Raw genomic sequence first — 19,486 nt, 5'->3', positions numbered from 1 at the left:
CATTCCCCTTCAAACCCCGGAAATCTCAAATTTGGAACATTGGGGATTTATAATTGAGTTCTGTTTTCTACCTTTTGGCTTTTTAACCTATAAAACATTATGACATCAAAAAAGAAGATTGCAGAAGTTATCCAGTTATGGATGGCCGACAAAAAACAGTACATCAAAAAATCAAGCTTTTCAGCCTATGTGTTACTTATCGAAAACCACCTTTTGCCGTCATTCGGAGACTGTTGTGATATTTCAGAGAACGATGTTCAGCGTTTTGTGTTGCAGAAAGTAGATCATGGACTCAGTCAGAAATCCATAAAGGACATCCTGATCGTTCTAAAAATGATTATGAAGTTTGGTGCCAAGTTGGGACTTCAGGAATACAAGCCATTTGATATACAGTTTCCAGTCGACAGGATTATGAAGAAAACAGATGTGCTCAACCGGGCTGACCAGAAAAAGGTCATGGCTTATGTGGAGGCCAATTTTACATTCAGGAATCTGGGGATATTCATAAGCTTAAGCGCGGGAGTTCGTATTGGTGAACTGTGTGCCCTGACCTGGGAGGATGTGGACACTGAGATGGGCGTTATCAGGGTAAGAAGGACCATTCAACGTATTTACGTGATAGATGGGGATGAGCGGAGGACAGAACTGATACTGGATAGCCCGAAAACCCGGAATTCGATACGGGATATTCCGATGAGCCGGGACCTATTGAAGCTACTAAAGCCTATTAAAAAAATAGTCAAAAGTTCATTTTTTGTACTGACGAACGAAATAAAACCGACTGAACCACGGACCTATAGGAGTTATTACATGAAGTTGATGCAGGAACTGAATATGCCCAGGTTGAAATTTCATGGGCTTAGGCATAGCTTTGCCACCAGGTGTATCGAAAGCAAGTGCGACTATAAAACTGTAAGCGTATTGCCTGGCCACTCCAGTATCAGTACTACATTGAACCTATACGTGCATCCCGATCACGAGCAGAAGAAGAAATGTATTGACCAGATGTTCCGTGCGCTGAGGTAGGCGTAAGTTTTTTGATTCGGGGATTGGAACAAAGCAGGCATTTTTTATGTGTTTCTTTTTCAATCCTCGAATAGTATGTTTACTTTCACCGCAAGCTTTCAACATATGTCTAAACAGTCAGAACAGATCTTAGAGGAGCAGCTTGTACTACAGCTGCAGAAACTGGGTTACCAGTTTGTTTCCATTGCCAATGAAAAATCATTGCTCTCCAATTTGAAAGTGCAATTGGAAAAGCACAATGGGATTACTCTTTCACCGGAGGAATTTGAAAAGGTAGTCAATATACTGAACAAAGGTTCAGTGTTTGAAAAGGCCAAACTTCTGCGTGAAAAAAAACATCATATTATCCGTGACAATGGTGAAAACCTTTACTTTGAATTTCTCAACGTGGAACACTGGTGCCAGAACCAGTACCAGATTACCAACCAGATCAGTCAGGAGGGGGAATACAAGAACCGTTACGATGTTACCATATTGATCAATGGTTTGCCTGTGGTCCAGATTGAACTCAAAAAGAGGGGACTGGAAATGAAGGAGGCATTTAACCAGATCAACAGGTACCAGAAGCATAGTTTTGGAGCCGGGCAGGGACTCTTCCATTTTATACAGCTATTTGTGATCAGCAACGGGGTCAATACCAAATATTTCTCCAATTTTGGTAGCCACAAACAGGAATACCTACAGACATTTCAATGGGCCGACGAGGATAACAGGCCACTTAACAATATTTTGAACGAATTTACTGATGTGTTTTTGGAACCATGCCACGTGAGCAAGATGATATGTAAATACATTGTTCTGAATGAAACCGAGAAGAAACTGATGGTTCTAAGACCTTACCAATATTATGCGGTTGAGAACATTCTTAAAAAGGTTATTGAAAACACCGTGCTTAATGGCTATGATATTCAAAAGAACGGTTATATATGGCATACTACAGGCAGTGGTAAGACGCTGACAAGCTTTAAGGCCAGCCAGATCCTGGCGAAGATCCCTGCAATAAGGAAAGTGGTGTTCGTGGTTGATCGCAAGGACCTTGATTACCAGACCAACCAGGAGTATGATAAATTCAGTAAAGGCTGCGTTAGCGCGGCCGACAACACAGAAGACCTGATACGCAAATTTAATGATCCGGATATTCCCATCATTGTCACAACGATACAAAAGCTCAACAACGCGATCTCCGGCCGGAACATAACCAGGATGGCAAAGATCCAGCACCAGAGGATGGTGTTTATATTTGATGAGTGCCATCGATCACAGTTTGGCGTTACCCACAGAAATATTGTGTCATTTTTTGACAATATCCAGCTTTTTGGTTTTACCGGTACACCCATACTGGCAGAAAACGCGGATGGGGAGAAAACAACCTCGAGTCTCTTTGGCAAATGCCTGCACAAATATGTGATCACAGATGCGATCAGGGATGAAAATGTACTGCGTTTCTCAGTTGAATATATCCAGACCTTCAAAAAGAAGGAGCATATTATCGACCTAAAGGTTGAAGATATTAATGAGACGGAGGTATTTGAAGCTCCCGAACGTAAAGAGGCGATTGTAGATTATATTATCGAGCAGCATTCCCAAAAGAGCCAAAGGGGTAGCTTCTGTGCAATGATGTGTGTTCAGGATATTGATGCGGTCATCCAGTATTATGAGATCTTTAGAAAAAAGGGACTGCTCGGTGAGCATGGGCTGAAAGTGGCAACCATTTTCAGTTTTGCGCAGAACGAGGAAGAGATTAATTTTGAGGTTACTGATTTAACCGCTGCTGGCGGGAATGGTATAAAACCGCACCGCAGGGAACTGTTGGATAATTATATCGTTGATTTTAACAGATTATATGGCACCTCACACAGTACAAGGGACAGTTTAAGTTTCTATAATTATTATAACGATATTGCCAAGAAGGCGAAATTCAATGAGCTCGATATCCTATTGGTCGCTAATATGTTTCTCACCGGTTTCGACAGCAAATATGTCAATACTCTTTACGTGGATAAGAACCTGCGTTATCACGGTCTGATCCAAGCCTTCAGCAGAACCAACAGGACTTTTGACAAGAATAAAACCCAGGGCAATATAGTATGCTTCCGCAACCTGAAGGATAGGACCGATGAGGCGATTACGCTTTTCAGCAATAAGGATGCAATCGATGAAATCATAGTTGAACCTTATAGCCACTATGTGGAGGTCTTTAACGGCACAGGGGAAAAGATGCTGGAGCTGGTGCCAAGCGTTGAATATGTAGATAAGCTTTACACCGAAGAAGACCAAATGAAGTTCATCCTGGCTTTCCGTGCGATTATGCGCTTGTACAAGAAAATGAGCCATTACAGCGAGTTTGATTGGGAAGATCTATGTATCGATGAACAGTTATTTGCAGATTATAGCAGCAAATACCAGGATATTAAAGATAGTATTGTCCACAAGGGCGGCAGTGATAAAGCTTCCATACTCGATGACATTGATTTTGAGCTGGAGCTGATCAGACGGGATACGATAAATGTTACCTATATCATACAGCTGCTGATCAGGTTAAAATCCAAGGACAGAAAAGCAGACAGGAAATCGATAGAAGAGGAGATTTCCAATCTGCTCAGTACGCAGGTTTCCCTGCGCAGCAAGCGTGAGCTGATAGACCGGTTTATTTCACAAAACCTGCCTGAAATCGAAGATGCAGAGGATATTGTTCCCGAGTTTGAGAAATTCTGGGGTGATGAACAGAAAAAAGAGTTCTTCAGATTGGTGGAAGAGGAAAATCTTTCAGCTGAGAAAACAGAAAAATTGATCGAAAATTATCTTTTCGCAGAACGCGAGCCGCTTTTGGACGAGGTGCTAAAACTTATTGATGGTGAAAAACCCACTCTCTTACATCGCAGGAAGTTGGGGGAAAGGATTATATCCCGAATTAAAGGTTTTGTTGATACTTTTATGAACGGCATGGCGGCGTAATGATAACATTACTTAAAAGCGTTGAAAATGAATCGTTTTCAATTTTTTATTTATTGATAGTTATTAAACAGCAATAGATAATGCCTATATACCAACTAATTTTTTGTGCCGTTCATGTCGCTAATATTTTGACTCGATTTGTTCCAATGAATTTTACGTCTTAACCTTAAGATCTAATTAATAAAAAATAAAGATCTTAATTGTTTAAACAGAATGCAATCGTTCATTCATACAAGAAGACCAGTATATTTGTATATTTAGAGCTCATTTACCAAACTATTTTGATTAATGTTATCAAAGTGAATATTTCTATTTAACAAACTATGAATATTAAAGAAGTTTTTGAAAACAAATTAAAAATCGACTCTAAAACTGTATCGATTGATTCGTTGTTTCGTAATGATGATAAACTGAAAAACACAAACTATAAGCCATTTTATCAAAGAAATTACGTATGGGATGATGAAAAAGCTACATATTTCATAGAAAGTATCCTATTAGGAACTGAGATACCCCCATTGATATATTTTAAAAAAATATCCAAAGTTGAAGTAATTGATGGAAGGCAACGATATGAGACGATTCTTAGATTTATAAAAAATGAGTTTAAATTAAAACGAACAGGGTTAAAAAAACTTAATACAAAAGATTTTATCAACAAAAATTATGAAAGTCTTGACAAGAAATATAAGGATTTAATTTGGGAGACAAAGTTAAGAATCATTGAGTTTAGTTTTAATACTAAGGAAGGAATTAACGATTCCATTGAAGATAAAGTTAAAAAGGAAATATTTAAGAGATATAACTCTGGAATTACGCCCTTAAAAACAAATGAGATAGATAAAGCGGAGTTTTTATATGATGATGTAAATCACTTCTTTAAGACTGAGGTAATTAGTGATAAAAGAATATTTGATATATTAAAACAGTTGTTTCATTTTGAGAAGTTTAATGAAGAAGTTCTCTTAAAAAAGATAAGACAGCTGTTGGTAATAGAAAATATTCCAATAAAATATTATGCGATAAAAAAAAGCAATATAGTTAATCAATTTTATGAATATCTATATGATGATATTGAAACAATAGATTTAGAAGATTTAAGAAACAATTTTATTACTAAAATCAATATTCTTGATGTCATCTATAAAAAGATGGATTCTAAGGAGGATTATAATCGGCTAATTTCTGATTGTCTATTTTGGGCGTTATCGATTTTCAAAAAAGAAACTGGAAATTTAAAGATATCAAAAGAAGATATTGCAAAAATTGTAAAATATCTTGATGTAAATATAGACAGTTATAAAATGGACAGAAGTTCATTTGCCATCAACATAAAAAATCGTTACGAAAATATATCAAAAATTTTTAAGAGTTTATTTGGAATTAATTTTAATGTATACTTGAAAGATTCAATTGTCTTTAATGATCAGATCAGCGAAATCAATAGTTCTTTAGACAATAATGAAGTGTTGAGATTTGATGATTTAAGGATAAACAAGCCTGAGCCTTCTTCAACATCGATTGATGATATTATTAGATCAATGAAGAGGCAAAAATTTATCATACGTCCGCAATATCAAAGAAACGAGGTAATAGACAAAAGAAAAGCATCATCAATCATTGAGAGCATTTTGTTAGGTATAAAAATTCCTCCAATTTTCGTGTATAAAAATGAAGATGGTGTATCTGAAGTAATTGACGGTCAACAAAGACTATTAACTATCTTAGGGTTCTTAGGTGAAGACTTTATAAATACGGATAATGAATTTGAATCAACTAAGAAAGATGATTATTCTTTAAATCTTAAAAATAGTATTTTAGCTGATCTAACTTCTAAAAAGTTCAAAGATTTAAGCCCTGAATATCAGGAAAAAATTAAAAATTATGACTTATGGGTCGTTGAGATAGATGCTAAATATAATGATAAATTTGATCCTGTTGATCTATTTATTAGACTCAACTATAAGCCATATCCAATCAAAATTGACTCTTTTGAGATGTGGAATTCATATATTTCTAGAGATTTGATTGACACTATAAAAGACGTATACAACAATAATAAAGACTGGTTTTATTTTAGAAAAATGACCACTAGGATGGAAAACGAAAACATTCTGACAGCATTAATTTATCTACATAACCAATTTTTAAATTCAACTGATTTGGTCAAATCATACGATGCTCTTGATTATTATAAAGTTAGTAATAAAATCAACTTCAGATTAAAATCTAAACCAGATCTGACAAGAGTTTTGGAAAATGAACCTAAGAAATTGATACTTGCTTCGAATATCTTTGAGGCTGATTTTATTAGAAAATTAAAACTTTTAGTATCTAATGGCTCACAAAAAAGCCATGCATTGAATATGGATTATCTACTTTGCGTAGATAATGGTAGAAGAACACAACAGTCATTATATGCACTATGGTACTTTATTAACGAAATAAATATCCAAGATATAATTAAACGGGGAAATGAAATAATCAGCGACATTCGTGGGCTATTTAATCAGATGAATAATATCAAGAATATTGATGAATTTAACAAATCTGTGAGCAAATTTAAAAAACGGCATGGTGAAAAAGTTTCGAAGACAGCTATTGAGAAAATTAAATTAGAAAATATAGTTTCATTTAGTAAAGGTATCGATCGAGAACTAATAGAGCCTGCTACTAAAAAGGATCAGGGTGAACAGTTTGTCAGGAAATATAATAGCTACGAAAGTAATATTAAAAGTGAAAGATTTAACATCTATGCTGACGATGAATCTCTAAAAAAATATAAGAAAATATTTGAAAGCGAAAATATTTTTATAAAAAATATTCTTTCATTAGAAAATTTCGAAGTGTATTTCAACACTGGGGGCTATTATACTGATGATGTTAATATTGTTCTTAATATAAAGCGAGCTGGATTTTCATATGAGTACATATATTTATTCTTGTCATCCAAAACAGCATTTGAACTTTATGGTCCATACAATAAAAAAACTTCTAGAACGAGTATAGGGGATATTGAGATACCTATTTTGGAAGCTAAATATAACGAAATCTTTAAGCGAATCTACAGATTTATCTTAACTGAAGAAGATCAAAATATAAAAGTTTATTATATAAATATCATTAACAATATAATCCGATTCTTAGCTGTTAGCAACAGTTATCTAGTCGAAGAGATAAATATTCTTGATCTTCTTGATTATATAAATAGCGAATTAGCGTTTGATTCTAATTCTGTACGAGTATATAATGTTTTCTCTGGGACTGATTCTCAAATTTCAAGCTTTATTTTACGGATGAATTATTTATTTAGTTCAAATGAAAAAAATAACTAATATCAACCTTCAAAATTGCCGAGCTTACTTTGATGAATATAAAATTGATCTTCCAACTGGAGAAAATTTAATAATATATGGAGAAAATGGTTCGGGTAAGTCTTCACTTTTTAAGTCATTCCACCAATTTTTTAAGAGTTCGATATCACCAATAGATTTTTCTAGAAATTTATTTAATAAAAGTAAGGATGGCCATTTTGAGGTAACATTCTCGGAAATTAATGACTCTGATGGAAAGATTACAGCATCTGAAGTATTTAGCACATCAAATGTTGGATCAAATAATAATGTACCGTTTATTAAAGATTCTTCCTTACTTAATGGATTTCTTGATTATACTGATTTGTTAAAAATTTATTTGAAGTCTGAGCCGAATCCGAATCTGTTTAACCTTATTATAATAAATTTATTGAGAGAATTTATCCCTGTCTCAACTGGAGTGTCTACTAGTTTAGGTTCACAATACTCTTTTTTAATTAAAAATTTGATAGATGATGCAAGAACAAGGAAAAGTAGGTGTCATAAAATAGGTCTAAATAAAATCGATGATTTTGACGCAAGCTTAAGACTGATACTTAAAAGTATTTTTGTCGTCGTTAACAGGTATCTCACGAAATATTTTGATTTACAAGACATAACAATAGAATTTGTATTAAAAAAAATAAATTTCATTTATCCTAACAATAGTAAATCCAGTTGGTATTTAAATTCTGATTTGAGACTCAAAGTTCTAAAAAATGCAGAAGAACTTGGAGATCATTATAAAGATTACTTAAATGAAGCTAGATTATCATCAGTTGCTATCTGTTTATATCTAGCATCATTAAAGCTATTCCCCAATAAAGTTGAATATAAGCTGCTATATTTAGATGACATATTTATTGGCTTAGATACCTCAAATAGAATACCTATCGTTAATATACTACTTGATGAATTTTCGGATTATCAAATTTTCATGTCAACATATGACAAGAATTTTTTTGATGTCTGTAAAAAACTTTTTATATCTAAAAACAAATCCAAATTCTGGCGGCCAATAGAGATTTATGTTGGTGAAAAAGAAGTTGATAAGGAAATTATAGATATACCTGTTCTCTTATTAAATAATGATGACTTAGCAAAAGCTAGATTTTATTTATTCAATAATGACCGCCCTGACTACCCAGCATCTGCAAATTATTATCGAAAATATTTAGAAAGTAAATTAAAAGAAGTTTTTCCTAAAGAACTGTTTAGAGATATAAATTGCGAAGAAATTGATTCTTATAAACTATCTAAAGTATTTGCTCTTTGTATTAATTTCATTGAAAGTTTTGATATACCTTTAAATGAATTAAATGTTTTACAATCTTATCTCTTCATTCTTCTGCATCCATTATCTCACTATAATACATCCATCAATACATACAAAAGAGATTTAAAAGAGATTGATAAACTTATCAAAATTCTTTTCGAAAATGATGACAAACTTGCATTCTTAAAGGAAATCAAGTTTTGTTCATCCAACACTACAGTTCAGGTAGAATTTTATATCAATAAATATAATGTTGTATTTTATGAATTTTACGTAAAACAACCACTTTTTTATAGTTTAATTGATAAAAGGTTTTCTAAATGTCCTATTATCGGAACTGCATTTTATTCAACTAAAAATAATGTTCCTCAACAACCAAAATCATTAAGTAGGGGAACATCGCGAATAAAATATCTATCTTTAGATGATGGTTACGATAGTATAACAAATCTAATATTAGGAAAGTATAGGTTTTTTAGAAAACCATCGGATATTTTCAAATTAACCAAAGTCTTTGATGGAATCTCTTGGAAAAATTTTGAGTTAGAGCCCAAGAAAAAGAATAAAAAAAAATAGCGGCTTTGATTTAGCATTGACCTATAAATTGTATAATTTCATTATACTTTTAGCAATGGCTTTGTGTTTCTTACTGACTTTAGATCCATTTTGAGATAGTAATACTTCCCCTTACTCTATACCTTTATTTATTGGAACTATCTGGATTATTTTTTCCTCGAACTGCTTACTCTGACTACCATCTTTATTCAGCTTCGGAATTTTCTGATAAGTTATTTCTATCATATCTCGGGAAGGCACTTTAGGGAAAAGTTGGCATATTGATTTTAATTTCAAAGCTTGAACCAATATTGGGAGATGTCTGATGCTATATTTATCTCTCTGACTAAGGTCTTCGACCTTGCCAACAAAACTTCTAGCTAATTTTAATTTTGCACTAAGTTGCGCCTTTGACAGACCTTGCTTTATTCTTATTGCTTTAACCTCTTCTATAAGTAGGTAGTCTATCTCAGAGATTATTTTTGTTTCCATTTTAATAAAAATTCAACCAACATGTTGGTTGGTGTTAAAATTATACTTATCTTCGTATTAGTTAATTATAGCGACAAATTGAGTTGGGTAACCTGCTTCTAACGATGTCACTCATGGCAGAAAACCGTCAAACTTTCACATGAGCCGATCGTGAGTTCGCCGAATCTATTGAATTTGCTATCTTCGCGATATCTTAATCAATAGGGCGGACTTCATGTTAGTCTTTTGTGGAATTTCAGATTTATCTGAATGGTTCTTGACGGTACCTCTGCCAAAAGCATTGAAGTTCGGCCTATTGGTTTCTTGCCAATCTGGCTCCTTTCATTGGCATGTGGGTACATCGTTTTACATAAAATTAAACGTTTATGAAAACGAAAGAATTAAACGCCATCAAATCGTGTCACTTCCTGGAAGTGGTATTATGTTATTCCATTAAACTCTTGTTAAAGAACGTTATCTGTTCTCCATCGTAGTGCAGGTGCTGGAATTTCAAGCGTAAAAAAGCCCTGTTGTTTTGGGGGTTGGTGTGAGAGAGCGCACTGATTCCCGATGGGTTAATTTAGCTTGATGCCAGCCCTTTATTGCTTTTTAGGCAAGGGTGCATTACTATGGTTTTTCGCAATCCCAAGGTAGGTATCTTTTTTCTAATTACCAATACGGTTTCACGTAGCTGCGCATGTTTTATGCGATGGGCTGGCTTTTGTGTGTTTTTTAGTTTTTAGTTTTTTCTTTTTTGTAATTAACCATTTAGTGTATGAGCCTGTTTGTGTTTTTTGCTTTTGACTGGCTTTATGCTTTGAAGCCGAAGAATCCTGTTTGAGCCTTCGGGGCCCATAGGAGATGCTTTCCCTTTTAATATCACGTTATTGGTTCTGGGGTGCTTGTGGGCTTTCTTTTTTCTTTTTTTTGCTGTCCGGGGTTCTGGGGGGCTTTTATCAACTAACTGAGATTTTATTATGAAAAAAACGATATTTTTTATCGCTGTGGCTGTGCTTTGCCTTTTTTTTAGGGGCTTTGGGCAGTCGGGTGGTGCTGGTGTTACTAATCCCTATGGGAAGGTTGCGCTCAGGATTGGGGAGAAGGTTCCGGATCTGCTGTTTATGCATGTGCTGAACGGGGAGAAGAAGCCACTTTCTCTGTCTTCTTTTAAAGGTAAGGCGGTGATCCTGGATTTTTGGGGAACCTGGTGTGGGGCCTGTATCAGCAGTTTTCCAAAGATGGATGAACTGCAGAAGAAATATGATAAGTATCTGCAGATTTTGCTTGTGGATGATTCTACGGTGGATACGCTGGAGAATACGACTGCCTTCGTTCAGAAGCATGAGCGGGCTGGGCAGGTATTTTCAATGCCAATGATCTGGGACAAGGGTTTTACGCCTATCCTTTTTCCGCACAGGAGTTTTCCGCATTATGTTTGGATCGGGGCGGATCGCCGCGTGATGGCGATTACGGACGGTACGCATTTTACGGGGGCTAATTTTGAGCGCTTTTTTGCGGGGCTTGAGCTGAATTTAAAACGGAAGGAGTTTTAATATGGGAGGTTGTAATAATGAACGATGTCTTCTTGGGGGGCGTGTTTGTAGCGCGTGGTCTTTTTTGGTTCTTTTATGCTTTTTGGCTTTTTTCGATTCTCCCGTATTCGGGCAGAAGCTTAAGGTCCCGATTAAAATTACCGGAAAGGTGATTGTCCCGGATGGGCTTCCCAATCAGGTTTATGTCAGGTCGAAGAATTATGGTTCCGCAGGGACTGATTCGATTGGTAATTTCAGATGGGTGGTCAGGGCTTTTCCAGAGACGCTGAGGTTTTCAAGGGTGGACCTTTATCCGGCAATGCGGATATTGAGAAAGGAGAGTGACCTTTCAGCTCCAATAGTTGTACGGATGATTCAGCAGGTCAAGGAGCTGGAGCAGGTGGAGATCAGTACGGGTTATCAAAAGGTTAAACCGAATGAAACCAATGGGACGGTTTCGGTAATCGACGCTAAGATGCTTGGTGCAAGGACGGGTACAAATATTCTTGACAGGCTTTTAGGGCAGAGTTCTGGTTTATTGTTGAATGTGGGGAAATCCAATTCAAACCCGCAGAACAAAACGGGTATATCTGTGAGGGGGCTTGGTACAATAAATGGTCCGCTTGATCCGCTAATTGTCTTGGACGGTTTTATTTATGAAGGGGATATCAATAATATCAATCCGTTTGATATTGAGAGTGTGTCTATCCTTAAGGATGCGTCGGCTTCATCGATCTGGGGTGCAAGAGCTGGAAACGGGGTCATTGTGATCAGTTCAAAAAAAGCAAGGATGAACCAGTCGCTTAGTATTTCCTTTAATGCGAATGTTACTGTCCGCAGTTTGCCGGATCTGGATGGTTTTAAACAGGCTGCAACTGCGGATGTTCTGGATGTTGAGCGTTTTCTTTTTGATAAGGGTTATTTTGATGCAAGAATAGTTAATGGTTATTCCGCACTTTCACCTGGAGTTGAGCTGTTTTTGTCAAGGCGGAAAGGGCAAATTACTGCGGCCCAGCTCGAGGAGGGACTTGAGGCGTTCAGATCAACTGATCTTAAACAGGAATGGCTGAAGGAGTTTTATTCTCATGGGCTCCTACAGCAATACAGTGTAAGTATCAGGTCTGGAACCGCAAAAAATTCGCAATCGGTCACTGCCGCCATCGATAGGGGGTATGATCAGAGTTTTGCTGGTTCGCGTAGGTACAATCTGAGATATGCTCAGGAAACGCTAATTAATCCAAGGCTTACCCTATCTACATCGATTAGTTTGTCCTTTTCTTCAGGTAGTTCGGGACGTCCGGCTTATGGATCGGTACTTGTTGGTAGTAGGCAGGGCTATTCTCTACTACGGGATGCGGCCGGAAATCCACTTCCCTGGGCCCGGGAATTTAGGGCCAATTATACAGATACTGCGGGAACGGGAAAGTTGCTTGATTGGAACTATTACCCTACAGAGGAATACAAACATGCACGTTCTTCTTTTAACAGGCAAGAACTGCTTGGATTTGGTAGCCTGCGCTATAAGCTTTTGGATTTTCTTAATTTGGAGGCAAGTTATCAGCGCCAGAAACAGGATTTGACCAATATTCAGGTTTCGGACGGGGAGAGTTTTGCTTCCAGGAACCTTGTAAATTCCTTCAGCCAACTCAATAGGGCCACTGGAGTGATCAGATATGTTATACCAAATGGGGGCAGTCTGAACACAGATCGTCAGGAAGTTTCTTCTTCTACAGCCAGGCTACAGGTTAACCTGGATAAAAACATTGGGGTGTCTTCGATAGGTTTTCTTGCCGGCGCAGAAATACGCGAGGCCAGGTTAGAAGGTAGTGGCAATGTGTTATATGGTTATCAGGATGATCCATTGATCTACCAGGCGGTTGATTTTACGGGTAGCTATCCCAATTTTATTACTGGAATTTCATCTCCTATACCGGGAGGCATGAATTTGGTAAGTACACAAAACCGCTTTATCAGTTTTTATGGCAACGGTTCATACAGTTATAGGGGCAGATATAGGCTTTCTGGAAGTATCAGAAGAGATGGTTCAAATGTTTTCGGTGCCAATACGAACGATAAATGGAAGCCATTATGGTCTGCTGGTCTTGGCTGGTCTTTATCACAGGAACCCTTTTATAATCTGTCCTGGCTACCTGTGCTCCGGCTTACGCTAACGTATGGCAAGAGTGGGAATGTGGATCTCTCCAAAACCGCTTATGCCACTGGAGCAATGGGGTCAAATTCTGCGTCCACCCTTCCATTTGTGAGGATATCGAGGATTAATAACCCTGATTTACGTTGGGAGCAACTATCCCAGGTCAATCTTAAGGTGGACTTTGGCCTTCGGGGAGACAGGGTGAGGGGTAGCATTGCCTATTACCGCAAGCACGGTTCGGATCTTTATGGCTCTTACCTTTACGATTACACCGCTTGGGGAGCATCTGCTGAGCTTACCAGAAACGTAGCGGACATGGAAGGAAAGGGGCTGGATGCAGAGTTACATAGCAAAAATATTCTTGGGGATGGTTTCAATTGGTCAAGCGACCTGTATTTTAGTTTGAACAAAAGTAAAACGGTAAAGTATTATTCAACCAATAACAGCCTTTCGGCACTGCTTGGCGGGGGATCTTCAATAACGCCTGTAGTGGGGCTGCCGCTTTATTCGATTTCGGCCTACAGATGGGGCGGTCTTGATGGTGCTGGCAATCCTATGGGTTATCTCAAGGGAAACCTGAGTACCGATTATACGGCTATCGCAGCAGAAGGACGTCTGAATGCTGCAAATATAGAATACATAGGGCCTGCAAGTCCTACATCTTTCGGCTCGCTGATCAATTCGTTAAGCTTCCGCAATTTCACGCTTTCTTTTAATATCAGTTACAGATTTGGATATTTTGTGAAAAAGCGGTCTTTCAGTTCTTCGGAAGCTATCGGCTCGGGATTGTTGCATCCTGATTATTATTTGAGGTGGCAGCGTTCGGGGGATGAGGTAGTTACCACGGTTCCATCTTTTGTATATCCACAAAATTCGCAGCGGGATAGTTTTTACTCGAGCGCAGAGGTTAATGTCATTGCCGGGGACAATATACGCTTGGATTACGTGAATTTTAGTTACCACCTCAATGCCGAAAAATGGAGGATACCTTTCAGGACGCTTGATGTATTTGCCAATGCGGCAAACCTGGGCCTCTTGTGGAAGGCGAACAAATTTGGGCTTGATCCAGATTATTTGGATCAGGTTACGCAGACTAAGGGGTACACAATTGGGATTAAGGGAAGTTTTTAAATGAGGTGAAAATCAAAGATTATGAAAGTCAACAATTTTATGTTATTGCTGGTATGTACCGGCATCGTAATGTCATTTATGGGTTGCGAAAAATATCTGGACATAAAGTCAGATTCGAAACTTTTAATTCCAGGCAAGCTTAATGAAATCCAGGGAATTTTGGATGATGTTGGTCAGATGAACAATGGTAGAACGCCTTCTTACGCAGAAGCCGTTGGAGGAGACTTTTTTCTTCCGACGATAGGTACACTGAACCAATCGGTCAGGGATATCTACGTGTGGAAAAAGTTTGATTACCAGTTTCCAAACGACTGGTCGAATGGCTATCTGCCCATTTATAACGCTAACCTAAGTCTTGAGCTCCTGGATAAGTTGGGGAGAAATAACAAAAATGCGGTGGAATGGGACAATGTAAAAGGCTCTTCACTTTTTTTTAGGAGCTATTATCTTTATTTGCTTACTGCGCAGTATGGACTCGGGTTTAACTCCGCTACCTCTGGGAATGAACCTGGGGTGGTAATCAGGCTGAGTTCAGACTTCAATATCCGCTCGGTCAGATCCACCGTTAACGAATGCCTCGGGCAAGCGATTAGAGATGCAGAAGAGGCTTCTGCATTGCTGCCTGATATTCCGGTCGTGCTGACACGACCTTCCAAAGCTGCCGCTTTTGCCCAGCTTTCAAGAATCTATTTATATATGAGGGATTATGAAAATGCTCTTATCTATGCCGATAAATGTTTAAAGATAAAATCTGAGCTCATGGACTTTAATACTGATACTGATGTGCTTGGGCTAACCCTGAATGTACCTTTTAAAAAGTTCAATAAAGAGACAGTTTTTTACACCGAAATGTCCACAGGCTTTGGTCTGCATGCACCAAGTTCGGCAAGGATAGATACGGCACTATATAATTCGTATCTGCCAAATGATCTCAGGAAAACTGCATATTTTAAGGCTAATGGTCTATATCAACAGTTTAAGGGCAGTTATAGCTCCAGTGCATCTGTACTTTTCAGCGGTTTTGCCACTGATGAAATATATCTTAACAGGGCCGAGTCAAAGGCTTGGTTAGGTGATATCGGCGGTGCAATGGACGACTTAAATTTTCTTCTGAAAAAAAGATGGAGGGTTTCGGCACCGTATTCACCTCTCACTTCGGTTAATAAAATAGACGCATTGAGGAAAATACGCACCGAGCGTAGGAAAGAACTGCTGATGAGGGGGCTGCGCTGGGCAGATCTTAAAAGATATAACAAAGAGGGCGAGGAGATTAGGCTTCAGCGGGTGATTAATGGTGTCAGTTATTTTTTGGAACCCAATTCATTATTCTATGCGGTTCCTTTACCCGCTGACATTATTGAACTGACGGGAATTCCGCAGAATTAATTTTTAATTTAGGTTTAGTTAACATTCAAAGCACAGGGCCGGATGGCCCTGGCTTTGTCACTATTTTACTGTGCTCTGTTTGTTTTTTCCATCAATTCATCCTCTGAACGGTCTATGTAATAGGTGTCGGTAAGAGAATTGTGGGCCGCAACGAGTCCTGCGGTATTTTGAAGTACCCCGCCGCTGACGTAGCTGTTATCAATGGTAATTGTACATGGTACCTGATCTGTATTGTCACAGGTCTCTGGATTTGAGGCAGTAGTCCAGTTGGATTCTTTCTCAACTTCCGTTTGAGAGAAATCGCTACTCTGATAGTTGAGTGTTACCGGCGAACGTTTAAGGTTTGCTAGGATACCTACTGGTTTAAAAGCAGACTGGGTCAATACCAAAGTAAGACCGAAAATAAAGGCGAATGCGCCAAAGCTGATTTTTTTTAAAGTGTTCATAGTTTAAGAGGGTTTTTCTTGAAAAACCGGCAAAAAATTTAGGTAATGGTGCCTTGCACCGTAATTGTTTATTTTTTTTATTGCCGTGCCGGAGAAGCTGCTTGACCTGCACTTGTTTTGTTCAGTCCGATTTTCCCTGCCTCCTTTCTTTTGTGGTGAATAGATAGAGTGCCAGGATATTTATGCTGAGAAAGAATAGGTTGAATAGCAGGTGCAGCCGCCATCCCAGGAACTTGAGTACACCGCCACAGCTGCATGGTGCTTTGATGTAGTAGCCGCTTAATATGAGGATGATGTAGCCGGTGAAAATGGTCAGCAGGATCAGTGATATTTTTAGTCCGTGTTTGTGGTATTTTGTAGCGAGCAGTACTGCGGTAATGAGTTCGGTTAGGGGTAGGGCAATGATAAGGATACTGGAGGTGGTTTCGCTGAAATGCTGGAGGCGCAGCTGGTTTTTGAAATCTGGAAAATCCATAAGCTTTGACCCGGCGGTATATACCCAGAGGACGATCAGCAGGCTGGTGATAATTCTAATAGCTAAGTCTCTGTTTTTTAATGTTTTCATTTTTTTTGTTTTTCAGTTTCCTGATGTAAATCTCAAGAGTCTTTGGGATTTTGGGTTCATATCCGGATTAGAAAATGTGCGTTAAATGAATTTTTTAATCTAATCTGAAATAGGTATTACCCTGATTTGGGGCAATACCCATGGTCTTACTCAGTTTTTTTGTTTGTTTTTATTGATTTATTTTATTTTTTCCCCCTCAATGCACTTAGGGTGTTGGGATGGATTCCGAGGAAGGAGGCCATATCGATAATGGACAGCCTGTTAAACAGTTCTGGTCTTAGTGTCTGTAGCTGGTCGTAACGTGTCTGTGCGGACAGAATTTCCCTGAGGATATTCCGTTCGATCTGGTTGAGGTAGTGTTTTTGTTGGATGTTGTGGTAGAGGTGTAGGATCTGGGGGAATATTTTGGGCAAAAAAAGATAATGTTTTTCGGTAATTGCCAGCGCTGTGGTATCTTCAAGGAATTCTATGGACAGATCTTTTTTCTGGTTTAGGTCGGTGTGGTAGATTAAAGGGATAAAATCCCCTTTAAAGAAAAAATCCAAGGACTGCTCTTGGTGCGTCTCCCTGTCGGTCGAATAAAGCCTGGCTGCTCCACTGGTTATACAGGATAGGAAGGTTTCAGTAGGTGTATTCTGTGTGATTTTTTGTTTTTTTTTGAACTGCCGGGTTTTTAATGCCTGGGTTAGATAGGCTTCAAGACCGATCGGCAGCTGGTCATATTTTCTTAATGCGGCAAAATAGTATTCTGTTTCCATTTTCTTTTTTCCTGTAAAGAAATGTCCTTTTTTTGCTTTGTCAAGTTGCTGGACCAGCAACCCCGGGCAACCCTGATGTTTTACCATAGAATTTTGGGGCTTGCGGTATAAGTTGGGCTTTAGGCGGTAGATATTTTGGCTATCTTTTATTTAAATACCCGGAGGGTGGAAAAGGGTAAGGTAGGGTGATGCATTGGATTTTGATGTATACAAGCTCTTTACCTGTTATAATTACGCATAACTTTTTTAATAATTGGTAACCTGGAGGGGATAGAGTCCGGGTTTTACAAGGCGATGGCCGGTAACCAGATCAAGGGCGTTTCCCGCAATGCAGACAGAATTTCAGACCCCTATAAAACTGATGTCAGGTTACTAAAGTGTAAAAGGATTTTTAGCCTTATGCCAATGACAGGTATGGAATTGCTATAGCTTTTCCTGCGCCAGGGAAAGCATGGTTACGATTTTGTCGATTACTTTTTCAAGGTCTTCGGTAGAGGCGCTGTAGTAGGCATTTTTAAAACTCTTCGCTGAAATCCTATCGGTTTCGTTGGTGCGGTAATGTTTGGCAATATATTCATGGAGAAGCTTGGGGCTTGGGGCTATGATGATGTTGGCTTCTACCTGAAGGTGGATAAAAATAGCAAGCTGCTTTACCGTGAGGGTCACCTTATAGTGTTCATCAAGCAGTCCATGCTGGTAGAGGTGGGCACCGATGCCATCCATGGAGTTCAGATAATCCAGTTCTGATGTGATGAATTTTAGCAGGCTGACCTGGATTTCCGGAAGGGCCGGGTTATAGGTTCCACCGGTCAGGGGGCTGGTCTGGCTAATGGATTTTTTGATGAAGTTCAATGTGGTTACCTGGGAGGAAAGTTCCTCACAGCGGTCAACCTCGCTGCGAAAATACCTGCAACAGAAATCATAAAAAAGGGGATGGTTGTAGTTTAGGGAAATGATGGCCAGAATGATCTCGAGCAGTTCGATACCGGCTTCTATTTTTTCAAGTACTTCGCTCAGTGTATCCAGAAAGAACTCCATATATGCTTTTTGTGTGTAGTTCATGCTTTTGTGGCTGTTGAATATTCCGCTTAGAATTTCCTCTAATCCGTTCATGGGCTGGTTAGGTTTTTTTCTAGATGTAAACACGTTTAGCAGCTGGGAAGATTTTTGCTGAATCTGCGCTTTTGCGCTTCTTAACAGGGCTGGAGGAAGCATGCTTTGATGGTTGAAGTAAGCTGGGAAATATTTTTGGAATTCATAGAGGAGGATTTCTGATGAGGATTCGAAAGTTTCAATAATGTGTTTACTTTCTTCCATTTTATCCACATTTTTTTTAAGTTTTGCGGTATCGGTTTCTTCAAGTATAATATGGATGGCCAGTTGATGCTGCTGGATATATTGCTGTATCTTCGATGGCTCCATTTGTGCGGTAGTGACCAGTAAAGTGTTAAGGATCCGCTGGGATTCCTGTGTAATTTCTGATCCAAGGTATTCTATGTCAATCTCTGCTGCCCCGGTGTTTTTAATGGCTTTATCAAAAAGCTGGCGGTAGGTGGTGAGTTCGTAATTCATTTTTTTTAATTGGGAGATTTCCTTAAAGTAAAATTTTGGGGGCTACCGATCATATTACCTTGGTGAAATGGCCGTTTCCCATGGTGAAGTGGCCGTTCCCCGTGGTGAAATGCCGTATGTTGCAGGGCTTCAGCCTTTGATGCTGGTTTTTTTATGCGGCTGTTTTTTTTTATCTGCGGGTTGCTGTTTCCAGCAACCGTTTGGCAACTTGACAAGTGTTGGTAAATATGTTTTATTTGCCGGGATAGATGCTTTTTTGATGTATACCGGGGTTTTGTGTTTTGTTTATAGGATGTTTAACTGATCTG

12 protein-coding genes are annotated in these 19,486 nt (G+C 38.4%); 7 read left to right on the top strand and 5 right to left on the bottom strand.

The window, feature by feature from the left end:
- Positions 1 to 99 precede the first annotated feature (99 nt).
- The 4 genes from DRW42_RS02140 (at position 100) to DRW42_RS02125 (ending at position 9,186) form a co-directional block, all read left to right on the top strand.
- Positions 100 to 1,026, top strand: coding sequence for a tyrosine-type recombinase/integrase (locus DRW42_RS02140; protein ID WP_113947161.1), 927 nt, complete (start codon positions 100 to 102; stop codon positions 1,024 to 1,026).
- A 105-nt stretch (positions 1,027 to 1,131) separates the two neighbouring features.
- Positions 1,132 to 3,981 (top strand): type I restriction endonuclease subunit R, encoded by a 2,850-nt coding sequence (locus tag DRW42_RS02135; protein ID WP_113947160.1) that lies wholly within the window; start codon positions 1,132 to 1,134, stop codon positions 3,979 to 3,981.
- A 323-nt stretch (positions 3,982 to 4,304) separates the two neighbouring features.
- Positions 4,305 to 7,316, top strand: a complete 3,012-nt coding sequence (locus tag DRW42_RS02130; RefSeq protein WP_113947159.1) for a DUF262 domain-containing protein — start codon at positions 4,305 to 4,307, stop codon at positions 7,314 to 7,316.
- On the top strand, positions 7,300 to 9,186 hold the full coding sequence (locus DRW42_RS02125) for an ATP-binding protein (RefSeq protein WP_113947158.1): 1,887 nt from the start codon (positions 7,300 to 7,302) through the stop codon (positions 9,184 to 9,186). The genes DRW42_RS02130 and DRW42_RS02125 overlap by 17 nt, the downstream gene beginning before the upstream one ends.
- Positions 9,187 to 9,297: 111 nt before the next feature.
- Here DRW42_RS02125 and DRW42_RS02120 read toward each other — a convergent pair whose 3' ends face one another.
- Positions 9,298 to 9,657, bottom strand: coding sequence for a helix-turn-helix domain-containing protein (locus DRW42_RS02120; protein ID WP_244215165.1), 360 nt, complete (start codon positions 9,655 to 9,657; stop codon positions 9,298 to 9,300).
- A 956-nt stretch (positions 9,658 to 10,613) separates the two neighbouring features.
- Between DRW42_RS02120 and DRW42_RS02115 the strand changes: the two genes are divergently transcribed.
- The 3 genes from DRW42_RS02115 to DRW42_RS02105 are packed head-to-tail and all read left to right on the top strand — an operon-like array spanning position 10,614 to position 15,837.
- A complete protein-coding gene (locus DRW42_RS02115; protein WP_113947156.1) occupies positions 10,614 to 11,189 on the top strand; it encodes a TlpA family protein disulfide reductase in 576 nt (191 codons plus the stop codon).
- A gap of 1 nt (position 11,190) precedes the next feature.
- Positions 11,191 to 14,451, top strand: coding sequence for a SusC/RagA family TonB-linked outer membrane protein (locus DRW42_RS02110; protein WP_113947155.1), 3,261 nt, complete (start codon positions 11,191 to 11,193; stop codon positions 14,449 to 14,451).
- A gap of 39 nt (positions 14,452 to 14,490) precedes the next feature.
- Positions 14,491 to 15,837: a RagB/SusD family nutrient uptake outer membrane protein gene (locus DRW42_RS02105; protein WP_158544256.1), complete on the top strand. Its 1,347-nt coding sequence runs from the start codon at positions 14,491 to 14,493 to the stop codon at positions 15,835 to 15,837.
- Between the two features lie 65 nt (positions 15,838 to 15,902).
- Here the strand turns inward: DRW42_RS02105 and DRW42_RS02100 are convergent, their stop codons facing one another.
- From DRW42_RS02100 to DRW42_RS02085, 4 genes are all read right to left on the bottom strand, one after another.
- Entirely contained in the window at positions 15,903 to 16,283 is a 381-nt protein-coding gene (locus DRW42_RS02100) for a hypothetical protein (protein ID WP_113947153.1), read from the bottom strand.
- A gap of 121 nt (positions 16,284 to 16,404) precedes the next feature.
- On the bottom strand, positions 16,405 to 16,848 hold the full coding sequence (locus tag DRW42_RS02095; RefSeq protein ID WP_113947152.1) for a MauE/DoxX family redox-associated membrane protein: 444 nt from the start codon (positions 16,846 to 16,848) through the stop codon (positions 16,405 to 16,407).
- A 182-nt stretch (positions 16,849 to 17,030) separates the two neighbouring features.
- Positions 17,031 to 17,606 (bottom strand): Crp/Fnr family transcriptional regulator, encoded by a 576-nt coding sequence (locus tag DRW42_RS02090; protein WP_147243649.1) that lies wholly within the window; start codon positions 17,604 to 17,606, stop codon positions 17,031 to 17,033.
- A gap of 423 nt (positions 17,607 to 18,029) precedes the next feature.
- On the bottom strand, positions 18,030 to 19,178 hold the full coding sequence (locus tag DRW42_RS02085; RefSeq protein WP_113947150.1) for a hypothetical protein: 1,149 nt from the start codon (positions 19,176 to 19,178) through the stop codon (positions 18,030 to 18,032).
- Between the last annotated feature and the right edge of the window lie 308 nt (positions 19,179 to 19,486).

Origin of the sequence: Pedobacter miscanthi (assembly GCF_003315595.1) — a bacterium.
Classification (GTDB): domain Bacteria; phylum Bacteroidota; class Bacteroidia; order Sphingobacteriales; family Sphingobacteriaceae; genus Pedobacter; species Pedobacter miscanthi.
The sequence above is the reverse complement of the archived record's forward strand: the minus strand, read 5'-3'. Positions and strand labels throughout refer to the sequence as shown.